Source organism: Aeromonas sp. ASNIH8 (assembly GCF_002919855.1).
GTDB lineage: Bacteria > Pseudomonadota > Gammaproteobacteria > Enterobacterales > Aeromonadaceae > Aeromonas > Aeromonas caviae.
On the sequence record NZ_PQLN01000016.1, the window covers coordinates 35,559 to 59,488 of the forward strand.

19 protein-coding genes are annotated in these 23,930 nt (G+C 61.5%); 11 read left to right on the forward strand and 8 right to left on the reverse strand.

The features are described from left to right. The first annotated feature begins 117 nt into the window (after positions 1 to 117). From C3418_RS06440 to C3418_RS06455, 4 genes are all read left to right on the forward strand, one after another. A complete protein-coding gene (locus C3418_RS06440) occupies positions 118 to 1,479 on the forward strand; it encodes a GntP family permease (protein WP_236754779.1) in 1,362 nt (453 codons plus the stop codon). Between the two features lie 152 nt (positions 1,480 to 1,631). Further along, positions 1,632 to 2,981, forward strand: a complete 1,350-nt coding sequence (gene pssA, locus C3418_RS06445; RefSeq protein ID WP_181023072.1) for a CDP-diacylglycerol--serine O-phosphatidyltransferase — start codon at positions 1,632 to 1,634, stop codon at positions 2,979 to 2,981. 176 nt (positions 2,982 to 3,157) lie between these two features. Next, positions 3,158 to 5,227, forward strand: coding sequence for an ATP-dependent DNA helicase RecG (recG, locus tag C3418_RS06450; protein ID WP_181023073.1), 2,070 nt, complete (start codon positions 3,158 to 3,160; stop codon positions 5,225 to 5,227). Between the two features lie 254 nt (positions 5,228 to 5,481). After that, positions 5,482 to 7,542, forward strand: a complete 2,061-nt coding sequence (locus C3418_RS06455) for an AsmA-like C-terminal region-containing protein (protein ID WP_103858172.1) — start codon at positions 5,482 to 5,484, stop codon at positions 7,540 to 7,542. Positions 7,543 to 7,588: 46 nt separating this feature from the next. On the opposite strand, the gene C3418_RS06460 is transcribed toward C3418_RS06455, so the two are convergent. Then, positions 7,589 to 8,497, reverse strand: coding sequence for a bifunctional GNAT family N-acetyltransferase/hotdog fold thioesterase (locus C3418_RS06460; protein ID WP_010672532.1), 909 nt, complete (start codon positions 8,495 to 8,497; stop codon positions 7,589 to 7,591). A 173-nt stretch (positions 8,498 to 8,670) separates the two neighbouring features. Between C3418_RS06460 and C3418_RS06465 the strand changes: the two genes are divergently transcribed. Continuing rightward, positions 8,671 to 9,351 carry a methyltransferase domain-containing protein gene (locus C3418_RS06465; protein WP_103858177.1) on the forward strand — a complete coding sequence of 227 codons (681 nt, stop codon included), beginning with the start codon at positions 8,671 to 8,673 and terminating at the stop codon, positions 9,349 to 9,351. 65 nt (positions 9,352 to 9,416) lie between these two features. Here C3418_RS06465 and dtd read toward each other — a convergent pair whose 3' ends face one another. The 3 genes from dtd to typA form a co-directional block, all read right to left on the reverse strand. Next, the gene (dtd, locus tag C3418_RS06470) at positions 9,417 to 9,854 is read right to left on the reverse strand and encodes a D-aminoacyl-tRNA deacylase (RefSeq protein WP_039039510.1); all 438 of its coding nucleotides are present in this window, start codon (positions 9,852 to 9,854) and stop codon (positions 9,417 to 9,419) included. 126 nt (positions 9,855 to 9,980) lie between these two features. Further along, complete coding sequence (locus tag C3418_RS06475) at positions 9,981 to 10,853, reverse strand: virulence factor BrkB family protein (RefSeq protein ID WP_039039511.1); 873 nt, start codon at positions 10,851 to 10,853, stop codon at positions 9,981 to 9,983. A 177-nt stretch (positions 10,854 to 11,030) separates the two neighbouring features. Next, positions 11,031 to 12,842, reverse strand: a complete 1,812-nt coding sequence (gene typA, locus C3418_RS06480; RefSeq protein WP_039039512.1) for a translational GTPase TypA — start codon at positions 12,840 to 12,842, stop codon at positions 11,031 to 11,033. Positions 12,843 to 13,192: 350 nt separating this feature from the next. Between typA and glnA the strand changes: the two genes are divergently transcribed. The 5 genes from glnA (at position 13,193) to add (ending at position 19,077) form a co-directional block, all read left to right on the forward strand. Further along, complete coding sequence (glnA, locus tag C3418_RS06485) at positions 13,193 to 14,602, forward strand: glutamate--ammonia ligase (protein WP_010672526.1); 1,410 nt, start codon at positions 13,193 to 13,195, stop codon at positions 14,600 to 14,602. Between the two features lie 192 nt (positions 14,603 to 14,794). Next, positions 14,795 to 15,364 carry a DUF4124 domain-containing protein gene (locus C3418_RS06490; RefSeq protein ID WP_010672525.1) on the forward strand — a complete coding sequence of 190 codons (570 nt, stop codon included), beginning with the start codon at positions 14,795 to 14,797 and terminating at the stop codon, positions 15,362 to 15,364. Between the two features lie 86 nt (positions 15,365 to 15,450). Then, positions 15,451 to 16,506 carry a nitrogen regulation protein NR(II) gene (gene glnL, locus C3418_RS06495; protein ID WP_103858173.1) on the forward strand — a complete coding sequence of 352 codons (1,056 nt, stop codon included), beginning with the start codon at positions 15,451 to 15,453 and terminating at the stop codon, positions 16,504 to 16,506. 9 nt (positions 16,507 to 16,515) lie between these two features. Further along, positions 16,516 to 17,934 carry a nitrogen regulation protein NR(I) gene (glnG, locus tag C3418_RS06500; RefSeq protein WP_103858174.1) on the forward strand — a complete coding sequence of 473 codons (1,419 nt, stop codon included), beginning with the start codon at positions 16,516 to 16,518 and terminating at the stop codon, positions 17,932 to 17,934. A 141-nt stretch (positions 17,935 to 18,075) separates the two neighbouring features. Further along, on the forward strand, positions 18,076 to 19,077 hold the full coding sequence (add, locus tag C3418_RS06505) for an adenosine deaminase (RefSeq protein ID WP_103858175.1): 1,002 nt from the start codon (positions 18,076 to 18,078) through the stop codon (positions 19,075 to 19,077). 69 nt (positions 19,078 to 19,146) lie between these two features. Here add and hemN read toward each other — a convergent pair whose 3' ends face one another. The 4 genes from hemN to C3418_RS06525 all read right to left on the reverse strand — a co-directional run bounded on the left by hemN (position 19,147) and on the right by C3418_RS06525 (position 23,000). Continuing rightward, positions 19,147 to 20,520: an oxygen-independent coproporphyrinogen III oxidase gene (gene hemN / locus C3418_RS06510; protein ID WP_080767919.1), complete on the reverse strand. Its 1,374-nt coding sequence runs from the start codon at positions 20,518 to 20,520 to the stop codon at positions 19,147 to 19,149. A gap of 28 nt (positions 20,521 to 20,548) precedes the next feature. After that, complete coding sequence (locus C3418_RS06515) at positions 20,549 to 20,989, reverse strand: DUF2489 domain-containing protein (protein WP_039039514.1); 441 nt, start codon at positions 20,987 to 20,989, stop codon at positions 20,549 to 20,551. Between the two features lie 11 nt (positions 20,990 to 21,000). After that, positions 21,001 to 21,582 (reverse strand): Der GTPase-activating protein YihI, encoded by a 582-nt coding sequence (yihI, locus tag C3418_RS06520; protein ID WP_039039515.1) that lies wholly within the window; start codon positions 21,580 to 21,582, stop codon positions 21,001 to 21,003. A gap of 800 nt (positions 21,583 to 22,382) precedes the next feature. Then, entirely contained in the window at positions 22,383 to 23,000 is a 618-nt protein-coding gene (locus C3418_RS06525; protein ID WP_042882257.1) for a cytochrome c, read from the reverse strand. Between the two features lie 143 nt (positions 23,001 to 23,143). Between C3418_RS06525 and yihA the strand changes: the two genes are divergently transcribed. Next, positions 23,144 to 23,797, forward strand: a complete 654-nt coding sequence (gene yihA, locus C3418_RS06530; RefSeq protein WP_103858176.1) for a ribosome biogenesis GTP-binding protein YihA/YsxC — start codon at positions 23,144 to 23,146, stop codon at positions 23,795 to 23,797. The last annotated feature ends 133 nt before the right edge of the window (positions 23,798 to 23,930 follow it).

Here is a 23,930-nt window from a genome sequence, read left to right on the forward strand (position 1 = left end):
TAAGCTACCACGTTACCGGTAACATGTTACCGGTAACGTTTCGCAATGTGAAGTGCAGCACAGAAATGTGCAGAACAACAACTAGAACCATTTGAGGACAATTTTATGGACGGAGCAATGAACACACCCGATGTCGCCTATCTGCTCTCGGTAGCGGGCGGAGCCATTGTCATGTTGCTGGTGCTGATCATGCGATTCAAGGTACATGCCTTCGTGGCATTGACCCTGGTCAGCATGCTGACGGCCCTGGCCACCGGGGTCACCTATGACCAGGTGATCCCCACCATGCTGACCGGTTTCGGCGGCACCCTGGCCTCGGTCGCGCTGCTGGTCGGCCTCGGCGCCATGATAGGCAGGATCCTGGAGATGACGGGGGGCGCCAAGGTACTGGCCGATACCCTGATCAACCGCTTCGGCTCCCACCGCGCCCCCTTCGCGCTGGGTGTGGCCTCCCTGCTGTTCGGCTTCCCGATCTTCTTTGACGCCGGCCTCATCGTCATGCTGCCCATCATCTTCAGCGTGGCGAAGCAGTTCGGCGGCTCCGTCCTCAAGTATGCCCTGCCCTCCGCCGGTGCCTTCGCGGTGATGCACGCCTTCCTGCCGCCCCACCCGGGCCCGGTGGCCGCCAGCGAGCTGCTGGGTGCCAACATCGGTCTGCTCACCGTCGTGGGCCTGCTGGTCGCGCTGCCCACCTGGTATCTGGGTGCCTACCTGTTCGGGCTCTGGTCCGGCAAGAAGTTTGAGCTGCCCCTGCCCCCGAGCTTCACTGCCAGCGCCGAGCTGCTCTCCGACAAGGCGCCGAGCTTCGGCCAGGTGATCTCCATCCTGCTGCTGCCGCTGGTGCTCATCTTCATGGATACCGGCCTCAATACCCTGGGCGTCATGGGCGTCATCGACAAGGGTGCGGACTGGGTCAACGTGCTGCGTATGGTCGGCAAGACCCCGGTCGCCCTGCTCATCACTGTGCTGTACGCCCTCTGGATGTTCCGCCAGAGCCAGGGCAAAGTGCAGCTCGAGAAGTTCTGCAACGACGCCCTGGCCCCGGTCTGCGCCGTCATCCTGGTCACCGGTGCCGGCGGCATGTTCGGCGGCGTATTGCGGGCGAGCGGCATCGGCACCGCGCTGGCCGACGTGCTCTCCGATACCGGCATGCCGGTGATCCTCGCAGCCTTCCTGGTGTCCGCCGCGCTGCGGGTCGCCCAGGGTTCCGCCACCGTGGCCCTGACCACCACCGCCGCCCTGATGGCGCCGACCGTGGCCGCCACCACCGGCCTGAGCGAGCTGGACCTGACCTTCATCGTCATCGCCATCGCCGGGGGCGCCACCGTGCTCTCCCACTTCAATGACTCCGGCTTCTGGCTGGTCAGCCGCTTCCTCAACATGGACGAGAAGACCACCCTCAAGACCTGGACCGTGATGGAGACCCTGCTCGGCACCATCGCCTTCCTCATCGTGGCCACGGCCAGCGCCATCCTCTGACGGAAACACATCGGGGCCGCATCCGTCGGCCCCGATGTGATATTGCACCGACTTTTTACGGATTCTTGCTTGGGCCCATCGCCACAGATTGCTAGAATTGCCTATTCTTCGCCCCGAGTGGAACGCTTCATCCCGTGATTTCAGGCTTCTCTATGCATTCATCGGCACATTATCGACAGTTGCTGACCCGCTTACCCCAGATCGCGGTTGCCGCGGATCAGTTCCAGATACTCAGCAGCGCCAAAGACTTCAAGAGCCGGATCCTGTCGCTCATCGCCTATGCGACCCAGCGCATCTATCTGATCGCGCTCTATCTGCAGGATGACGAGGCGGGCCGGGAGATCCTCTCCGCCCTCTATGCCGCCAAGCAGCGCAATCCCTCTCTCGACATCAAGGTGTTCGTCGACTTCCACCGCGCCCAGCGCGGCCTGATCGGCAAGGGCAAGCAGGGGGGCAACCACCTGATGTACCAGGCCATGGCCGCCAGCCACCAACACCAGATCGAGATCTACGGCGTGCCGGTCAAGGGCCGCGAGCTGCTCGGGGTGCTGCACCTCAAGGGCTTCATCTTCGACGACACCCTGCTTTACTCCGGCGCCAGTCTCAACGACATCTACCTGCACCAGCAGGAGCGCTACCGCTTCGATCGCTATCACCAGATCCACAGCCCGGCACTGACCCGCAGCATGGTCAACTACGTGGATGACGTCTTCCTCGGCAGCGAGGCCGTCCAGCGGCTGGATCGCACCGGCATCCCCGGCGCCAAGCAGCTCAAGGGACCGATCCGCCGCTTCAAGCAGCGTCTGCGCCTCTGCCAGTACCGCTTCGAGAGCATCCAGCCCAACGATCGGGAGATCGCCGTGACCCCCATGGTGGGCCTGGGCAAGCGGGGCAACCAGCTCAACCGGATGATCCGCAACCTGGTGCGGGCCACCGAGCGGGAGATCTTCATCTGCACCCCCTACTTCAACCCCCCCAAGGAGTTGAACAAGGACGTGGAGGCGCTGCTCAAACGCGGCTGTAAGGTGACCATCGTCGTGGGCGACAAGACCGCCAACGACTTCTTCATCCCCCCGGAGGAGAAGTTCTCTACCATCGGCGGTCTGCCCTATCTCTACGAGACCAACCTGCGCAAGTTTGCCGAGCGCAACCAGCACCACATCGACAACGGCCGGCTCAACCTCATGCTCTGGTGCTGCGAGAAGAACTCCTATCACCTCAAGGGGATCTTCGTGGATGAGGAGTGGGCCCTGCTCACCGGCAACAACCTCAATCCCCGAGCCTGGGCGCTGGATCTGGAGAACGGCCTGCTGGTACACGACCAGCACCATCACCTGCGCGAGCAGTTCAGTGCGGAGCGGGAGAACATCCTGGCCCACACCCGCCGCATCAGTCACTTCGACCAGATAGAGCAGATCAAGGATTACCCGGATCAGGTGCGCAAGCTGCTGGCCCGGATCCACAGGGTCAAGGCTCACCTCCTGCTCAAGCGCATCATCTGACCGCCAGGACGCCCCGTCAGTGAAAAGGCCTACCGTTTCCGGCAGGCCTTTTTCATGGATGACCCTCCCCCCGCTCCCTTGCCCACCAGCCCAGAACGGCACAACGCGGCTTGCATCGAGGCCGCAACACCCCCTATCATCTGGACATATTTACAGTGTTTTCGGGCATCTAATTGATGAAATTGGATAAAATCTCTCTCGACAGCCTCAAGGGTGTCGGCAGCAAGATGCTGGAGAAACTCGAGCGACTGGGGCTGGCCACGGTGCAAGACCTGCTGTTCCACCTCCCCCTGCGCTACGAGGACCGCACCCAGGTGTGGCCCATCGGCGATCTGCCGCCCGGCCTGCACGGTGCCGTCGAGGGCGAGATCCAGGACACCCAGCTGGTGATGGGGCGCCGCCGCATGCTGGTGTGCCGTATCAGCGACGGCACCGGCAGCCTGACCCTGCGCTTCTTCAATTTCACCGCTGCCCAGAAAAACAGCCTGGCCCAGGGCCGCCTTATCCGCTGCTTCGGCGAGACACGTCCCGGCAAGTACGGCCTGGAGATGGCCCACCCCGAGTACAAGCTGCTCGGCGAGGAGCAGGCCGGCCAGACCGAAGAGGCCCTCACCCCCGTCTACCCCACCACAGAGGGGCTGCGCCAGCTCACCCTGCGCAGCCTCACGGACCAGGCCCTGGCCCAGCTCGACCTCTACGGGGTCGAGGAGCTGCTGCCTGCCGGCCTCTATCCCCAGCAGATCGATCTGGCCGCGGCCCTGAAGCTGCTCCACCGCCCGCCTCCCTCGGTGGCGCTGGCCCTGCTCGAGAGCGGCCAGCACCCGGCACAGCAGCGGCTGGTACTGGAAGAGCTGCTGGCCCACAACCTCTCGGTCTTGAAGGTACGCGCCCAGGCACAGACCCAGCTGGCCCGTGCCCTCAAACCCGCTCCCGAGCTGGTCCAGCAGCTGCTCGGCGCCCTGCCGTTCACCCCCACCGGCGCCCAGAGCCGGGTGGTGGCGGAGATAGCCAGGGATCTGCAACAGAGCCACCCCATGATGCGGCTGGTCCAGGGGGACGTGGGCTCAGGCAAAACGCTGGTCGCGGCACTGGCCGCCCTGCAGGCCATCGGCAACGGCTGCCAGGTGGGGCTGATGGCCCCGACCGAGCTGCTTGCCGAGCAGCACGCCATCAACTTCGCCAGGTGGCTGGAGCCGCTCGGCATCAAGGTGGGCTGGCTGGCGGGCAAGCAGAAGGGCAAGGCGCGGGAAGAGGCGCTGGCCGCCATCGCCGATGGCAGCGTCAAGATGGTGGTGGGTACCCACGCCATCTTCCAGGAGCAGGTGGTGTTCCAGCGCCTCGCCCTGGTCATCATCGACGAACAGCACAGGTTCGGGGTGCATCAGCGCCTCGCCCTGCGAGAAAAAGGGGAGCGGGAAGGGGTGCATCCCCACCAGCTCATCATGACCGCCACCCCCATCCCCCGCACCCTGGCGATGACCGCCTATGCGGACCTCGACACCTCCATCATCGACGAGCTGCCGCCGGGCCGCACTCCCATTACCACGGTCGCCCTGCCGGACAGTCGCCGCCAGGACGTGATCGAGCGGGTGAGGCTCGCCTGCGAGGAGGGCAAGCAGGCCTACTGGGTCTGCACCCTGATCGAGGAGTCGGAGGTGCTGGAGTGCCAGGCCGCCGAAGACACCGCCGCCGAGCTGCAAACCCTGCTGCCCGGCCTGCACATCGGCCTGGTACACGGCCGGATGCGCCCCGTCGAGAAACAACGGGTGATGGAGGAGTTCAAGGCGGGCATACTGCAACTGCTGGTCGCCACCACCGTCATCGAGGTGGGGGTGGATGTGCCCAATGCCAGCCTGATGATCATCGAAAACCCGGAGCGACTGGGGCTGGCCCAGTTGCACCAGCTGCGCGGCCGGGTCGGGCGGGGGTCGGTGGCCTCTCACTGCGTGCTGCTCTATCATGCCCCCTTGTCCAAGACCGCCCAGAGCCGCCTCGGGGTGCTGCGGGAGACCAATGACGGCTTTCTCATCGCCCAGCGAGATCTGGAACTGCGCGGCCCAGGCGAGCTGCTTGGTACCCGCCAGACCGGTCTGGCCGATCTCAAGATCGCCGATCTGGTGCGCGACCAGCCGCTCATCCCTCAGGTGCAGAAGATGGCGCGTTTCCTGATGGACAAACACCCGGCTCATGTCGAGCCCCTGATCCGCCGCTGGCTGGGCCTGCGAGACCACTACTCCAATGCTTGACCAAGGCAGATGCAGAAGAGGGTCAACTTGCCTGATGGATAAACACACGAGCCATGTCGAGCCCCTGATCCGCCGCTGGCTGGGCCTGCGAGACCACTACTCCAATGCTTGACCAAGGCAGATGCAGAAGAGGGTCACCTTGCCTGATGAATAAACACCCGAGCCATGTCGAACCCTTGATACGATGCTGGCTCGGTCTACGGGATCACTACTCGAATGCCTGACCAAGCAACAGAAACAGGAGGAAAGCACCGATGAATTCCTGGCTCCGCGGCCTGCTCTACACCTTTGCCTTCCTGCTGCTCTTTGTCTGGGTCGGTCTCGGCCTGTTCGATGCCGAGCGCGCCAAAGGCCCCATCGCCAACTGGCTCAGCCAGCAGACCGGGGTGCCCGTCACCATAGGCCGGCTGGTGTTCAATCCGCTGCACCCCTACACCCTGCTGGCGGAACAGGTGCGCTATGGGGATGCGGTACAGCTGGAAAAACTCTATCTGGAGATCGAGCACATCGACTGGTTGAACCGGGACGTGCGCATCGCCCACCTGGACCTCATCCGTCCCGTCATCAAGCTGCCGCTCCCCAACCAGTTGCCAAGCCTGCCGGTTCACTCCCTCACCATCAGCGACAGCACCATCGACAACCTGAGCCTGCAGAGCGAGGCCCTGACCCTGCGCGGCCTCAGTGCGTCCCTGAGTGACTGGGAACTGATCGACCCGAGACGCCAGCCCCAGGCCAACCTCACCCTGGGCATCAACCAGCTGGAGACCCCTATGTTCACCCTAGCCCGTCTCAGCCTCAAGGGGCGGCTGGAGGGGCAGGTGCTCAGCACCGACAGACTGAGCACCAACCTGTTCGACGGCCTGCTCGAGACCGGCATGGTGCTGAACTGGCCAGAGCGCAGCCTGCAACTGCACGATCTCAAGGCCCGCGCCATGCGCCTCGAGCTTGGTGACATTCCCCCTGGCGAGCTCCCCCTGCGCCGCATCACCCTGGACAGGGGTCAGCTTGCCCAGATGAGCATCAATGCCATCGATCAGGAGCTCTCCCTCAACAACTTCAACGGCCAGCTCACCGCCTTCGACTGGCAGGCGGGCAGCCAGCCCAGCGGCTATCTGGCGGGCACCCTGGGCGACATGGGCCGCGGCCTGTTCCAGCTTGAGGCCGTCGAGGGCAAGCTCGCCTTCTCCCCCCGGCAGCTGGATGCCGAGCTGCGAGGCAAGGCATACGAAGGGGAGTTCAACGTCGAGCTGGCTCTCGACACCCAGCAGCAGAAGCTCACCCTGAAGGATCTGGCCCTGAGCGGCATGGACATCAGCTTGCCCCAGGGGTGGTGGCAGGATTGGCAGGGCTGGCGCCCGCAACAGATCGACATCCGCAAGCTGGCCTTCGACAAGCTCAAGGTGCTCTCTTTCGACGACACCCTGCCCCTCTCCCTGACTGGCTGGCAACTCTACCTGAACGATCTCGCCCTGCGGGGCAACCAGCCAGGCCCCCTGCTGGGGCGCGCCCGCATCGAGAGCAAGTGGTTCGAGCTGGTGTGGGACGGTCTCAGTGCCCGCAACGGCACCCTGGATGGCGAGCTGACCCCCAGCTCCTGGCAGCTCAACACCCTCACCACCTCCCTGCCCGACGAGGGTACCCTCAACCTGAGCGGCCAGTGGGGCAGGACGCCCGGGCAGGAGAGCCGCCTGCAGTTGCAGGGCAAGCAGCTGGATCTGGAGCAGTGGGGCAAGTTGCTGCACTCCCCCGTCTCCTTCGCGGGCAAGGTGGATCTGGCGGCAGATCTGCAAGCCGACCTCAACGGGCAGCCCGGCGAGCAGACGGCCAACTGGCGCCGGACCCTTCAGGGCAGCCTGAGCCTGGAGAGCAAGGATCCCTTCTGGGACAAGGTCGGCATCGACCCCCTGCTGGATGACTGGTTCAGGGAGCAGACCCCCCCCGATCTGACACCGCAGACGCTGTGGCAGGCGATGCAGCGTGGAGACACCCCCTTCTATCAGATCAGGCTGGATGCCAGGGCGGAGCAGGGCAAGGTGCGGATCGAGCAAGGCGGTGCCTCCACCATCACCCACCTGCTGGCACTGCAAGGGGGTGTCGACCTGGCCGCAGACCAGTGGCAGCTCGACCTCGGGGTCCTGAACAAGGGGCGCTGCGCCGAGCTGCTCGCCCGCTGGCGCGGCCCCCTCAATGCGCCCGACCTGGGCTGGAGTTTCCCCACGGGACAGGACGCCTGTGGCTGGGAGGCGGGTGTGCGCTACCCCGCCCAGGGACGAAGCGGCCCGCTCTGGCGCCCACGGCCACCGGCCGCCCAATAACGAACAAGGCCTCGCGAAGAGGCCTTGTTGCTGTGAACATCAGGGATCAGCGTGCGCCGCGCTTGATGGGCAGTACCACGTACTGACCGACAAACTCCACCGCCAGCTTGCGGCCGCTGAACAGCTGCACCCGCAGGCTGAATTTGGCGGACTCTCCGCCCCTCAGCGGCTCGAGCACGGCGGGCATGCCCTCCCGGGCCACCCGCGCCTCCGGTTCTTCGCTCACCGGCCGGTAATACTTGATGTTGCCCTCGGCCAGCACGGTATCCCCTCCCAGCCCTGCCTCCTTGAGCTGCAACCAGATGAGACCCCAGCCCGCCAGCACGCACTGGCTGTAGATGCTGCCGGCGAACATGGTGTCGTGGACGTTGAGATTGGCCGCCAGGTTGGCCTTGAGGTGGAAGGTCTGGCCATCGTAGTGGGTGATGTGCACCCCCATCTTCTCGCTGATGGGAATGCCCCGCGACCAGCGGGTGGTGAGATCCTGGCACCACTCCGGACGGTACTGGATGGTCTGCATGGGACTCAGGGACTTGATCATCTGGCGGTGAGGGATGCGGCCGAAGGAGACGGGGCCTTCCCCTACCTCGAGGAAGCCACAGCGGCGATAGAACTCCACCGCCTCCTGGCGGGCGTTCATCACCAGCCGTTTCACCTTCTCGTCGCGGGCAAGCTGTTCGAGATCCTCCACCATGCGGGCGCCCAGCCCCTGGCCGCGAAATTCGGGTCGCAGCGCCATAAAGCGGATCTGGGCTTCATCGCCGCCCACAAAGAGGCGACCCACGGCGATGGGCGTTCCGTCGGGGGAGAGCATCAGCCGGTGAATGGCAACGGTATCGTACTCGTCACGCTCGGAGCCCAGGGGCAGATTGAAGGGTTTGCGCAGTAGTTCCCAGCGCAACTGATAGTAAGCATCCAGCTCCGCTGGTGTTTCTGGGGTGACTACCCGGTACATAAAGCGATCCTTGAGTGTGCGCCGACTGGCAGATGGAAGGACTGACGCAACCATTTCTCCCGGCGCAGCCTGTAGTAGGTATCCAGCTCGGCTGCCGTTTGGGGGGTGACCACCCGGTACATAACAACATCCTTGAGTTACACTGGTCGAAAGCCATCTTGCCGTGCAAATTCATGGACTTCAATCTGCAAGCGTACCAAGCCGATCACTTATTGCACCTCAGTGCCAAACCCGAACGCCGCGTTTCGGTGCTTGAAAATGCCCGTCATCGCTGGCTGGAAATGGACGGCGTGGTGCAATCCGCCATGAGCCTCCACCAGCCGGCCCGCCTCTGTCTGCCTCATCAACGGAGCATCGCGGAGCAGTTGCCAAAGCAGGCAAGCCGGATCCTGGAGCTGGGGCTGGGCGGAGGGGATCTCACCCGTCACCTGGCGGCACGCTGGCCCGATGCCCACCACGACTGCGTGGATCTGGATGCCGAGATCCTCACCCTGTTCCAGCAGTTCTTCCTCCCCTCGTCAGGGGGCTCGCCTCGGCTGCATCACGCCGATGCGCTGCACTTCCTGCACCAGAGCCAGGAGAGCTACGATCTGGTGCTGCTGGATTTGTTCAGCCAGGACGGCAACCCCCTGCTGCTGTTCCAGGCCACGCTCTATCAGGCGCTGGCCAGCCGCCTGAGCGGAACCCTCATCATCAATCTGCTGCCCCGCACCCGGCTCGAACAGGCACAGGCTCTGCGACTGGCAGAGGAGTGGATAGGCCCGACCCGCGTCCACGACGTGCCCGGCTACCGCAACGTCATCCTGCACGCGACCCGTCAGCATGGCCAGGGCGGGCGAGCACCGGCAGGGTGAAGAACCTGCGAAGTGTGCAGGCATCGCGTCCTGCCCTCCGGTGAGGCCCGCTCTGCCTGCCACCCTTATACCTGCAGCCAGAAGGTAACGGGGCCATCGTTGAGCAGCCTGACCTTCATGTCGGCGGCGAAGCGGCCGGTTTCGGTCGGCACACCGCTCTCCCTGGCGCGAGCCACGAAGTACTCATAGAGTCGCTCGGCATCTGCGGGATGGGCGCCACCGGAGAAGCTGGGTCTCATCCCCTTGCCGGTATCCGCCGCCAGGGTGAACTGGGAGACCACCAGCAGGCTGCCACCCACCTGGCTCACGTTGAGGTTCATCTTGCCGTTCTCGTCAGAGAAGATGCGATAGCCGCTCACCTTGTGCAGCAGCTTGTCCGCCTTGGCCTCGTCATCCCCCTGCTCCACCCCGAGCAGCACCAGCAACCCCTGGCCGATGGCCCCGGTCACCTCTCCCTCTACCGTTACGCTGGCCTCGCTGACCCGCTGAATCAGTGCAATCACATCCCTCTCCTCTCAAAACAGCACGACCGCCCATCCTGCGGGATGAGCGGTCGTCGATGCTACCAATAAATGCCCTGCCCGGGCCAACGCCTTTGTGGCGGGATCCGGTGTGATGGCCGGCCGGCGTCAGGCCAGCTCCTCTGCACCGGGCTTCTCGTACTCCCCGAGGCAGGCGGTGGTCTCGGCCCCCAGCAACACCACCAGCCAGCTCAGATACACCCAGACGAACAGGATGGGAATGGTCGCCAGGGCGCCATAGATGGCCTGGTAGGAGGGGAAGTTGGTGATGTAGATGGCAAAGCCGCGCTTGGCCAGCTCGAACAGGGTGGCCGCCACCAGGGCACCTATGAAGGCGTGGGTCAGCCGCACGCGGCAGTTGGGCACCACGGTATAGATCAGCAGGAAGGTGAGCACGGAGAAGAGGAACGGCAGGCTGCGCAGCAGCAGATAGCCGATACCGAACAGGCTGTCAGCCGCGAATAACCTGAGCGAGAGAATGTAGGAGGAGATGGCGATGCTGGCCCCGATGAGCACGGGGCCCAGGGTCAGGATCATCCAGTACATGGCGAATGCCTGGGCCAAGGGCCGGCTTCGGGTGGATCGCCAAATGTAGTTGAGGTTCTTGTCGATGGCCGAGATGAGCATCAGGGCCACCACGATCAGGGCACCGATACCGACGGCCGTGGTGTTGGTGGCGTTGGCCACGAAGCCGTCGATGTACTCCTTGAGCATCTCGCCGGCGGTGGGGACGAAGTTGTGATAGACGAACTGCTCCATCGCCTGCTTCAGGCTCTGGAACACCGGAAAGGCCGACATCATGCCGAACACCACGGCGATCATGGGCACCAGGGAGAGCAGGGTGACATAGGCCAGGTAACCGGCGGTCACCGTCAATCTGTCCTGCTGGAAGCGGCCCCAGACAAACTGGGCGAAGTGGGCACCATCGTGGCGCAAGAAGGAGAGTGCATGGGCCAGACGGCCGCGGATCTGCTGCTGCATCTTGTTTCTCGTAAGCGTGATCATGCAGACATTGTGTCAGATAGGGTGGTCATTTGGCCACCCGCAGACCGGCCGGATGCGCCTCCATCGAGCTCAGGCACCATGCGCCCTCATGTCGAGCCCATAAAAAAAGAGGCCTTAAGGCCTCTCTTTGGTCTGTCGATGAACAGCTATCGATCAAGCACGACCGGCGCGCTTGCGATCCAGTTCGGTCAGCAGCTTTTTACGGATACGGATGGCCTTGGGGGTGATCTCCACCAGCTCGTCGTTGTCGATGAACTCGAGAGCCTGCTCCAGGGTCATGCGGATCGGCGGAGTCAGCACCTGGGCTTCGTCGGTACCGGAGGCACGCATGTTGGTCAGCTGCTTGCCTTTCAGGCAGTTGACGGTCAGGTCGTTGGAGCGGGAGTGGATCCCGATGACCTGGCCTTCGTACACTTCGGTCGCGTGACCGATGAACAGACGACCACGATCTTGCAGACCGAACAGGGCGAAGGTCAGGGCCTTGCCGGTGGCGTTGGAGATCAGCACGCCGTTCTGACGCTCACCGATGCTGCCACCCTTGTGCGGACCGTAGTGGTCGAAGGTGTGGTACAGCAGACCGGTACCAGAGGTCATGGTCAGGAACTCGGTCTGGAAGCCGATCAGACCACGGCTCGGGATGATGAAGTCCAGACGGACGCGACCCTTGCCATCCGGGGTCATGTTGGTCATCTCGCCTTTACGCAGGCCGAGCTGCTCCATCACGGAACCCTGATGCGCTTCTTCCACGTCCACAGTAACGGTTTCGAACGGTTCTTGCAGTTCGCCATCCACGGTACGCAGGATAACTTCCGGACGGGATACCGCCAGTTCGTAACCTTCGCGGCGCATGTTTTCGATCAGGATGGAGAGGTGCAGTTCACCACGGCCGGAGACGCGGAACTTGTCCGGATCTTCGGTCTCTTCCACGCGCAGGGCCACGTTGTGGACCAGCTCCTGGTTCAGACGCTCCAGAATGTTGCGGGAGGTGACGAACTTGCCTTCTTTACCGGCGAACGGCGAGGTGTTGACCTGGAAGGTCATGTTCACGGTCGGCTCGTCAACGGAGAGCGGCGGCAGGGCTTCGACGGCACTGTTGTCACAGATGGTGTCGGAGATCTTCAGCTCGCCCAGACCGGTGATGGCGATGATGTCGCCCGCTTGCGCGTCGGTCACTTCGGTACGGGACAGGCCCAGGTAGCCCAGCACCTGACCGACCTTGCCGGTACGCGGTTTGCCGTTGGCACCGACGATGGTGACCTGCTGGTTGGTCTTGACGCGACCACGAGTGATGCGGCCGATACCGATGACGCCCACGTAGGAGTTGTAGTCCAGCTGGGAGATCTGCATCTGGAAGGCACCGTCAACGTCGCCCTTCGGGGCTTCCACGTTGTCGACGATGGCCTGGAACAGGGGTTCCATGTTCTCGGACGGGACGTCCTGATCCAGGGTGGCCCAACCGTTCAGTGCAGAGGCGTAAACAACCTTGAAGTCCAGTTGCTCATCGGTGGCACCCAGGTTGTCGAACAGATCGAAGACCTGATCCATTACCCAGTCAGGACGAGCACCCGGACGGTCGATCTTGTTGATGACCACGATGGGCTTCAGACCCTGGGCGAACGCCTTCTGGGTCACGAAACGGGTCTGCGGCATCGGGCCGTCAACGGCGTCGACCAGCAGCAGCACGGAGTCAACCATGGAGAGCACGCGCTCAACTTCACCACCGAAGTCGGCGTGACCCGGGGTATCCACGATGTTGATGCGGTAGTCGTTCCAGCGGATCGCAGTGTTCTTGGCGAGAATGGTGATGCCACGTTCCCGTTCCAGATCATTGGAGTCCATGATCCGTTCCTGACCTTCGCTGGTGCGATCCAGAGTGCCGGATTGCTGCAGCAGCTTATCAACCAGAGTCGTTTTGCCGTGGTCAACGTGCGCAATAATCGCAATATTGCGTAAATTCTCTAACATTCTCGCCTCAAATCACCGGGTAAAATTGGGCGCTAATTGTACTCTCGCCTTTGTGATCTGCCTAGCAGAATTGCAACACATTCACGCACAACAAAGGATCAGGATCATGGACCCCGCAGCAAAAGGCTGCTTAGATGGCCTGGATACGCTGGCGCACCATCTCGGCGCACCAAAACGATCCAAGGTTGCACCACTTTAATGCAGCAACCGGCATGAGAACGGGTTTCTCGACAGCCTGAAACGGTGCAAGTGCCCTGAAATCAAGCTGTCACAAACTTGGCACGATACTGGCTTATGTGAATGTGACGACGCATTCACCCAAAGAGTTTTAACACCGGAGGTTACTTAGCATGTCAGCCCAGAACGTTTTGGCCCTGATCCAGGAACACGAAGTCAAGTTTGTTGATCTGCGTTTTACCGACACCAAGGGTAAAGAGCAGCACGTATCCATCCCTTCCCACCAGGTTGACGAAGACTTCTTCGAAGACGGCAAGATGTTCGATGGTTCCTCCATCGGCGGCTGGAAGGGCATCAACGAGTCTGACATGGTGCTGATGCCGGACCCGGCTTCCGCCAAACTGGACCCGTTCACCGAAGAGACCACTCTGAACATCGTCTGTGACGTGCTTGAACCCGCCACCATGCAAGGCTATGACCGCGATCCGCGCTCCATCGCCAAGCGTGCCGAAGATTTCCTGAAGTCCAGCGGCATCGCTGACACCGTGCTGTTCGGGCCGGAGCCGGAATTCTTCATGTTCGACAACATCACCTTCTCCAACACCATGGGCCACAGCTTCGTGAAGATCGAATCCGAAGAAGCTGCCTGGAACTCCGGTACCGACTACGAGCACGGCAACAAGGGTCACCGTCCATTCGTCAAGGGTGGTTACTTCCCGGTTGCCCCGGTTGACTCCTCCCAGGACATCCGTGCCGCCATGTGCCTGGTGCTGGAAGAGATGGGCCAGGTCGTCGAAGCTCACCACCACGAAGTGGCGACCGCCGGTCAGAACGAGATCGCAACCCGCTTCAACACCCTCACCCTGAAGGCTGACGAAGTACAGGTCCTGAAGTACGTGATCCACAACGTGGCCCACGCCTACAACAAGACCGTCACCTTCATGCCGAAACCCATGTTCGGTGACAACGGCTCCGGCATGCACTGCCACCAGTCCCTGGCCAAAGACGGCGTCAACCTGTTCGCAGGCGACCTGTACGGCGGTCTGTCCGAGATGGCACTGCACTACATCGGCGGCATCATCAAGCACGCCAAGGCCATCAACGCCTTCGCCAACCCAACCACCAACTCCTACAAGCGTCTGGTGCCGGGCTATGAAGCACCGGTCATGCTGGCCTACTCCGCCCGCAACCGTTCTGCCTCCATCCGTATCCCGGTCGTGCCGAGCCCGAAAGCCCGCCGCATCGAAGTACGCTTCCCGGATCCGGCTGCCAACCCGTACCTGGCCTTCGCTGCCCAGCTGATGGCCGGTCTGGACGGCATCATCAACAAGATCCATCCGGGCGATGCCATGGACAAGAACCTGTACGATCTGCCGCCGGAAGAAGCCGCTGAAGTGCCGACCGTTGCCGGTTCCCTGGACGAAGCGCTGTCCGCACTGGATGCAGACCGTGAGTTCCTGACCCGTGGTGGCGTGTTCAGCGATGACTTCATCAACTCCTACCTGGAACTGAAACAGCAGGATGTTGACCGCGTGCGCATGACTCCGCACCCGCTGGAGTTCGAGCTGTACTACTCCGTCTAATCCGCTTTCCCATGACAAACCCGCCATCTGGCGGGTTTTTTTTCATTCTGGCAACGGAAATACCGCCAAACGGGCACGATCGTGCAGAAAGATGATCCCGTTCACGGAGCCGTACCACCCTCGGCTGTTCACACCCCGACCCCATGGTTTTTCTCTGATAGGATTAAGGTGAACCCCGTCAAGGAGAGATGGATGAACACTGTACCCTGGCTGCTGAGCCTCCTGCTGATGGCCTCCTGTTCCGCACAGGCCGCCCGCGTCTACTCCTGGGTCGATCCCCAGGGGGTGACCCACTACACCGATGCCCCCCCTCCCGGCAAGAGCGCAAAAGAGGTGGACCTGCGGGTCTCGCCGCTCATCGGCACAGCCCCCCACTCGGTCCAGGTGGACAACTTCAACAGCCTGACCGGTGTCGATGCCAGGAAAGCCCTGGAAGCCGCCCCTCTGGAGATCGACCTCATCTCTCCGGAACCGGGCAGTACATTGCGCGACAATACCGGCAACATCGTCTTCCAGGGCGAGATCTCTCCCCAGGTCCCGGTGCAATACGATGTGCGCCTGATCCTGAACGGCAAGGCGGTGCCCCTGGTTCACAACAGCCTGGCCATACGGGTGGAAAACCTCGATAGAGGCGCCTATGAGGCACGGCTCGAGTTGCTCGCCAAAGACGGTACGATCCTTGCTAAATCTAAGCCAACCACCTTTTACCTGCACAGGGCGTCGGTGAATCAGGCTCCCAGAGCCGCCCCCAAGGCCAATTAGGGGTGATGTGACGCACCGATGCGGGTAAACTTGATGCACTACATTGGTGCATTCTAGGTGTACAGCACCGTTTTAGGGAGAAACCTGTGCCAACCCGCTCGGACAACGCCAAGACACTCTTGGACAACCTGCTGACCGCCGTCATTCTCATGGATGAACGTCTCTGCATTCAATTCGTCAACCCGGCGGCAGAGCAGCTGCTTTCCCTCAGCGAACGACGACTGATCGGCATCGAACTGCCCCACCTGCTGGAACACATCTCTCTCGATCTACAGCGTTTCAAACAGTGCCTCATTTCGGGGCAGGGCTTCACCGACAGCGAAGTCACCCTGGTGGTGGAGGGGGAGCCCAGGCTGGTGGAGATCAGCGTCAGCCCCATGGCCGATCATGAACAGCGACTGATGGTGGTAGAACTGCGCAAGATCGATCAGCAGAAGAAGATCAGCCAGGAGCTGCAGCAACACGCCCAGCAGCAGGCCGCCAAGGAGCTGGTGCGCGGCCTGGCGCACGAGATCAAGAACCCCCTGGGGGGATTGCGCGGCGCGGCTCAACTGCTGCAAAAGGAGTTGCCCGACCCGGCCTTGCGTGAATACACCGGCATCATCATCGAGCAGGCCGATCGCCTGCGGGTGCTGGTCGACAGGTTGCTCGGTCCCCAGCGTCCCGGCCGTCACCAGATGCACAACGTTCACTCCGTGCTGGAGCAGGTGCGCCGTCTGGTGGACCTGGAGCTGCCGCCGCAGATCCGCATCGAGCGGGACTACGACCCCAGCATCCCCGAATTCGAGATGGAATCGGACCAGCTGCAACAGGCGTTCCTGAACATAGTGCGCAACGCCGCCGAGGCCCTTGGGGATCAGGACGGCCTCATCCGCATCAAGACGCGCACCGCCTTCCAGATCACCATCCATGGCCAGCGCTATCGCCTGGCGGCCGAAATCAAGATCATCGACAACGGCCCCGGCATTCCCGACGCCATTCGCGACACCCTCTTCTATCCCATGATCACCGGCAAGGACGGGGGAACAGGCCTGGGCCTCTCCATCGCCCAGAACCTGATCGATCAGCACAAGGGGCGCATCGACTGCATCAGCTGGCCGGGCCACACCGAATTCACCATTTATTTACCACTTCGCAAGTAAGGGAACCTCATGACAGCAAAAGTGTGGATCGTCGATGACGACAGCTCCATCCGGTGGGTTCTGGAGCGCACCCTTGGCAGCGAAGGCTTCGAATGCGAAAGTTTCGCCGACGGCGAAGCCCTGCTGAGTTCACTGGAGATGCGCTCACCGGACGTGATCCTCTCGGATATTCGCATGCCGGGCATCGACGGCCTGAGCCTGCTGGAGCAGATCCATCGCCGCCAAGCCGATCTGCCCATCATCATCATGACGGCCCACTCGGACCTCGACTCCGCAGTCAACGCCTACCAGCGAGGTGCCTTCGAATACCTGCCCAAGCCGTTCGACATCGACGAAGCGGTCACCCTGGTACGCCGGGCCGAGAACCACCTCAAGGAGCAGCGGACCAAGCGCAAGGCTCGCCAACAGGAAGCCACCACCACCCCGGAGATCATCGGCGAAGCCCCTGCCATGCAGGAGGTGTTCCGCGCCATCGGCCGGCTGTCGCGCTCCAGCATCTCGGTGCTCATCAACGGTCAAAGCGGTACCGGCAAGGAGCTGGTTGCCCATGCCCTGCACAAGCACAGCCCCCGGGCCCACAAGAACTTCATCGCCCTCAACATGGCGGCCATCCCGAAAGATCTCATCGAATCCGAGCTGTTCGGTCATGAGAAGGGAGCCTTCACCGGCGCCAACAACATTCGTCACGGCCGCTTCGAACAGGCCGATGGTGGCACCCTGTTTCTCGACGAAATAGGCGACATGCCGCTGGACGTGCAGACCCGGTTGCTGCGGGTTCTGGCGGACGGGCAGTTCTACCGGGTTGGTGGCCACCAACCGGTGCAGGTGGATGTGCGGATCATTGCCGCCACCCACCAGAATCTGGAGAAACGGGCCGCCGACGGCGAGTTTCGGGAAGACCTGTTCCACCGCCTCAACGTCATCCGCATCCATATTCCGGCCCTCAAGGAGCGCCGGGAGGACATCCCCCAGCTGGCCCAGCACTTCCTGCTGCGAGCCGCCAAGGAGCTGAACGTGGAGGCCAAGAGCCTGCACCCGGATACCCAGACCTACATCAGCCGCCTGCCCTGGCCGGGCAACGTGCGCCAGCTGGAGAACGTCTGCCGCTGGCTGACGGTGATGGCCTCGGGCCAGGAGGTGCTGGTAGGCGATCTGCCCACCGAGCTGCTGACTCCCATCACTAGCACCGCCGAGCCGGGCCAGCCCGCCCTGACCGGTGGCTGGCAGCAGCAGTTGCAGGACTGGGTGGCCGCCAAGCTGGCGCTGGGGGAGACCGATATCCTGGCGGATGCCATGCCCCAGTTCGAACGGATCATGCTGGAGACGGCACTGGATCACACCCATGGTCACAAGCAGGAGGCAGCCCGCCTGCTCGGCTGGGGCCGCAATACCCTGACCCGCAAGCTCAAGGAGCTCGACATTCCCTGAGCCTGCGGGAAAAACGATTCCCATCACGCCTTGAGGGAAAGCCTGACCAATCACACCCCGTTTGCTTGCAAACGGGGTATCTTTTTCAGGCGCCCCGCCTAGAATGGCAGGCTTTCCAACCCGACTCGCAGAAGGTGCCCCATGATTGACAGATCCCTCCCCCTGACCGACCTGCATCGCCATCTGGATGGCAACATCCGCCCGCAGACCATTCTCGAGCTGGGACGTCAGCACAACATCCGACTGCCGGCCGATGAGCTGGAAGCCCTGCGCCCGCACGTGCAGATCGTCGAGAACGAGCCGAGTCTGGTGGCCTTCCTGAAGAAACTGGACTGGGGCGTGGCCGTGCTGGCCGACTACGATGCCTGCCGCCGGGTCGCCTACGAAAACGTGGAAGATCTGCTGCGTGCCGGGATCGACTATGCCGAGCTGCGCTTCAGCCCGGCCTACATGGCGATGACCCACAAACTGCACCCACAGGGCGTGGTCGAAGCCATCATCGACGGCGTGGCCGCAGGCAGCCGTGACTTCGGCATCAAGACCAATCTCATCGGCATCATGAGCCGAACATTCGGCACCGAGCAGTGCAAGCAGGAGCTGGATGCCTGTCTGGCTCATCGCGATCGCCTGGTCGCCATCGATCTGGCCGGCGACGAACTGGGCTTCCCGGGCGATCTCTTCACCGACCACTTCCGCCGGGTGCGGGATGCAGGAATGCGGGTCACCGTGCACGCCGGTGAAGCCGCCGGTCCCGAGAGCATGTGGCAGGCCATTCGCGAGCTGGGAGCCGAGCGCATCGGCCACGGCGTCAAGGCCATCCAGGATCCGGCCCTGATGGCCTATCTGGCCGAACACCGCATCGGCATCGAGTCCTGCCTCACCTCCAACCTCCAGACCACCACGGTGGCGAATCTGGCCGAGCACCCGATCCGCCAGTTCCTGGCGGCCGGCGTGCTGGCCTGCCTCAATACCGACGATCCGGCGGTGGAGGGGATCGACCTGCCTCACGAATACGAGGTGGCGGCCCCGGCTGCCGGCATGACGGTGAGCGAGATCCGCGCCGCCCAGCAGAACGGCCTGACCCTGGCCTTCCTGAGCGAAGCCGAGAAGGCCGAGCTGAGTGCCCGTGCGGCTCAACGTTGAGCAGGGGTAAAACCCAATAAAAAAACCGCCGAAAGGCGGTTTTTTTATTGTCCCACGACATTGCCCAGCCTAGATCACCCGGGAGAACTGCTGCTGGCGCGCCTTGCTGCGCAGGTAGACATCGAAGCACATGCAGATGTTGCGGATCAGCAGCTGACCGGTGGAGACCACCTCCAGCCCCTCTTCGGTCATGCGCACCAGACCGTCGTCGATGAAGGTCTGCAACAGCTTGAGATCCTCGGCAAAATACTCCTTGAACACTAGGCCGTGGGCCTGCTCCACAGCGGCGAAGTTCAGGGAAAAATCGCAGATGAGGCGCTTGATCACCTCACGACGGATCAGATCGTCCCGATTGAGGGAGCACCCCTTCCACTGGGCATGGCCCAGTGACTCCACCTGGGCATAGTAGGTTTTGAGATCCTTCTGGTTCTGGGAATAGGCATCCCCCATCATGCTGATGGAAGAGACCCCCAGCCCCAGCAGATCGCAATCCCCCTGGGTGGTATAGCCCTGGAAGTTGCGATGCAGCTTACCCTCGCGCTGGGCGACGGCCAGCTCGTCATCGGGCTTGGCAAAGTGGTCCATGCCGATGAACTGATAACCCTGGCCGGTCAGGAAGGCAATGGTGTCCTGCAGCATGGCCAGCTTCTCCTGCGGCGCCGGCATGTCCGCTTCTTTCAGCTTGTGCTGGGCGGCAAAACGGCTCGGCAGGTGGGCATAGTTGAAGATGGAGAGGCGGGCCGGGTCGGTCTTGAGCACCTCTTCCAGGGTGTGATGGAAGCTCTCCCGGTTCTGGTGCGGCAGACCGTAGATGAGATCCAGATTGGTGGAGCGGAACCCCAGCTCGCGGGCACGAACCAGCATGGCGCGGATGAAGTCGTTGTCCTGCTCCCGATTGACCGCGACCTGGACCGCCTTGTTGAAGTCCTGAACGCCAAGGCTGATGCGGTTGAAACCGAGCTCCCGCAGCACATCCAGCATGGACAATTCGATCTCGCGGGGATCCACCTCGATGCTGATCTCCCCCTCCTCGGCGAAGTGGAAGTGCTCCCGCAACATGGCCATCAGACGACGAGTCTGGGGTTCGCTCAGATAGGTGGGTGTGCCGCCACCCCAGTGCAGCTGGGTGACCAGTCTCTCCTTGAACAGGGGGGCCTGGGCCTTGATCTCCTGTTCGAGGTAGTCGAGGTATTGATCTGCCTTGTGCTGGTGCCGGGTAATGACCTTGTTGCAGCCGCAGTAGTAGCAGAGCTTGTGACAGAAGGGGATGTGCACGTAGAGCGACAGATTGCGTGCAGGATACTGGCCCGCTGCCTGGACAAAGTCCGGATAGCCGAACCCCTCGTTGAACTCCAGCGCAGTGGGATAGGAGGTATAACGCGGACCACTGTAGTTGTATTTTTCGATCAGGGCCTGATCCCACACAATCTGTTCTGCTTGCACGCTTGCTTCCTCTGTCTTTGTCATGGGCTCACCGGCTTAACTGAAAATCCTTCAGTCTGGCGACATCCTCAAGGATCTGCGCCTCCAGCTCGGCCTCGTAGCCGCTGCGTTCGAGATCCATCTTCATCACTTCATTGCGCTTGAGTGCCCGCCTCGCCTCATGGGTCGGCATCTCCTTCACCTTCTCATAGAGGCCGTAGAGCCCCGGGAACTCGGTGGCAAAGGCGCGGCCCCCCTTTATTTGCAAGGCATCCAGCAGATTGGTCAGCCGGATGGCGCCTTCCGAGTAGTCGCACTGACCATCTCGTACCGCGTGGGCGATCACCCTGACACTCTCCAGAATCCGCTCGTTGCGGGCCGCAATGGCGTGCTGCTGCATCTCTTGCTGGCGTTTGAGACGAGCCATCAGGGTGCCGGCATAGACGGCAAGCCCCAGCAAAATCAGGCCACCCAACAGGGCGGCCAGCATCCATCCACTCATCACTTTTTCTTCGGCTCGGGTTTGGCTTCAGGCTGGTAGTCCGCCTGAGAGAAACGCTCCCACAGCTCCTCTTCGGAGGCAGGCTGACTCGGCTCATCAAAATCGGCATCATCAAAATCCATGTCGCCATCTTCGTCATCGTCGTTGTCGATGATGCCGAGCTCGTCCATCAGCTCCTGATAACGGTCAACCCGCTGATCGACCCATGCCTGCTCTGCGGCCTCCAGGGTTTCACCGGCATCCAGACGATCCAGCAAGGCATTGAGGCGATCATCATTCTCGATGGACGCCAGCTCCTGCTCGGGGGTCATCACCACCCGCTTCTCTTTCGCAGGCTTGGTCGCCACCGGCTTGCTGCCCTTCTCGTCGGCAATCAGCGCGATGGGCTTGCGAGAGCCGATGCGTGGATCCTTAGCCTGCTTGGAGCCGCTCTTTTTGCCCGCCTGCTCGACCTGTTGGCGGGAGCCCGCCTTCAGGCCCTTGCGCTTGGCGGCGCGCTTGCGCTCACGACCTTCCTGAGCACTGGCATCTGATTCTTTGCGCTTGCCGGTAGGCTTGCGGTTGGGTTGTTTGGCCGACATGAATGACTCCGACAAATAACTGAATGGAAACCCCCGGAGCGTGTCGTCCGGGGAGGATGCTGAAGCGGGGAACAGTAAATATGGAACAAGAGTGGGATCCCGCACCAATTCGACCACTCTGGGTCGCTAAACACCGCAGGATCGGCATCCTCTGGGCATGTTGCTGGTATTTTGACACAGAATGTCTTGGCGGGTTAATGACCCAATAGAAAAAAGGCAGCCGAAGCTGCCTTTTTCCATCATGCGAGTTCCATTCCCTGGAAGCCAATCGCTTTATCCCTGGGCGAACCACGGCGCATCATTTCGTTGGATCATCCTGATCCTTATTGACCAGTCCTGAGTGTGCGTGTGTTTGTTTGTCTAACCCAAACCGGCGACATCCTGCCTCCCATCGGGGTGGTTGCCTCCCGCAGCCCCGCTCATCCCTGGCGGTCACCATCCTGGCTTTTTGCATCTATTGCTCATCGCATGCTCCGAGCCGACATCCTGTCAAACCGAAGACGGGTCTTGCACCCTCTCTCCGGCCAATCCTGATTGCCTACTGTAACTTCTTCGCCGGATGACTCAATCAACCAAAGCACATTTCGAACTGGTACAAAGTGATTTTTTATTTCTTAATTCATTGAAAAACAAAAAATAATTAAATATACATGAGCAATCTTTCAGACACGACCAGCCCCGTATATAGAAGATCTCTTACAGCAACGCAGGCTGTTTACGGGCGATCGCTACAACCTCAAAAAAGAACAGGGAACACAATGGTTCCCTGTTCTTTTCAACAAGATAACTAACAGGCTATATCAGTGAAGCCCCGCCACATACTTGGAGAGCGCCTCGATGTCCTGATCCGTCAGCTTCTTGGCCACATCCCGCATCATGCCATTGGGATCGTTGTCGCGGGTCGCCGAACGAAAAGCGGTGAGCTGGGCCTTGATATAGGCGGGATGCTGTCCTGACAGGCTGGGGTACTTCGCTTGCTCGACGCCGGAACCCCGTGGGCCATGACAGGCGGTACAGGCGGCCAGGCCTCGCTCCATGTCTCCCCCCATATAAAGCGCCTTGCCTGCGGCAACTACATCATCGGGCACGGCAACCGGCGTCACCTTCTGGCTGGAGAAATAGGCGGCAAGATCGTCCATATCCTGCTCGGACAACGGCAACGCCATGGGTCCCATGACGGGCGCAACCCGACCAGTTTGGCCAGAAGCTGCAGCCTTCAGTTCAACTAATTGTTTTTTGATATATGATGCGTGCTGACCAGCAATCTTGGGATACATGTCGACTGGGCTGTTGCCGTCCGGTCCATGACAGGCCGCACAGACGGCAGCCTTGGTTTGTCCCGCAGCGGCATCGCCCTTGGCTTGTGCCATCCCAGTTACGCCAACCATCAGAGCAAGTGTAATGACTAGGTTCTTCATGGCGTTCCAACTTTCTCGTTATTAGGCTTCCAGATCCCATGCCGCTGAAGGCATGTTAAAATAAACGCGTTCAAGCGACGCCATTTTACACTATTTCACAAAAAAGTAACTCTATAACCCTCTATCTCTATGGGGAATTTACGTTGGAAACACAAACTCTGAATTTCAATAAGGTGCATTTTGTGACCAGCGCACCCGACATCCGCCACCTGCCAAATGATGGGGGTGTCGAGATTGCGTTTGCCGGTCGTTCCAACGCTGGCAAATCGTCTGCATTGAATACCTTGACCAAACACAAGAACCTGGCGCGTACCAGTAAGACCCCTGGCCGTACTCAGCTGATCAACCTGTTTGAGCTGGAACCGGGCAGACGCCTGGTTGACTTGCCTGGCTATGGATATGCCCAGGTTCCGCTGGAAATGAAGCTCAAGTGGCAAAAGTCACTGGCTGAATACCTGCAACGACGGGAGTCCCTGAAAGGGCTGGTGATCCTGATGGACATCCGCCATCCGCTCAAGGAAACCGACATGAACATGCTGGAATGGAGTTCACACCGTGAACTGCCGGTGATGCTGTTGCTGACCAAGGCGGACAAGTTAAGCCCGGGGCCCCGCAACAACCAGGTGATCAAGGTTCGTCAGGCGGTGGCAGAACTGGGCCCGCAGGTCCAGGTTGAAGCATTCTCTTCTCTGACCAATATCGGCGTCGAGAAGCTGGCCCAGACCCTGAGCGGCTGGTACCTGTCCGAAGCAGACAACGCCCAGGTAGACGACGAAGATAATCAGAACGAGGAGTAAACGACTCCTCTCCCTGGCTGCAATTGGCGGAGTTGGATCTCCGCTGATTGAAAGGCTTTCATGATCCCCCCATCTCCGGCCCTCGCTCCTTCTCCACTCTTAACGCTGCCACACCACACCCTAGTGAAAGCCT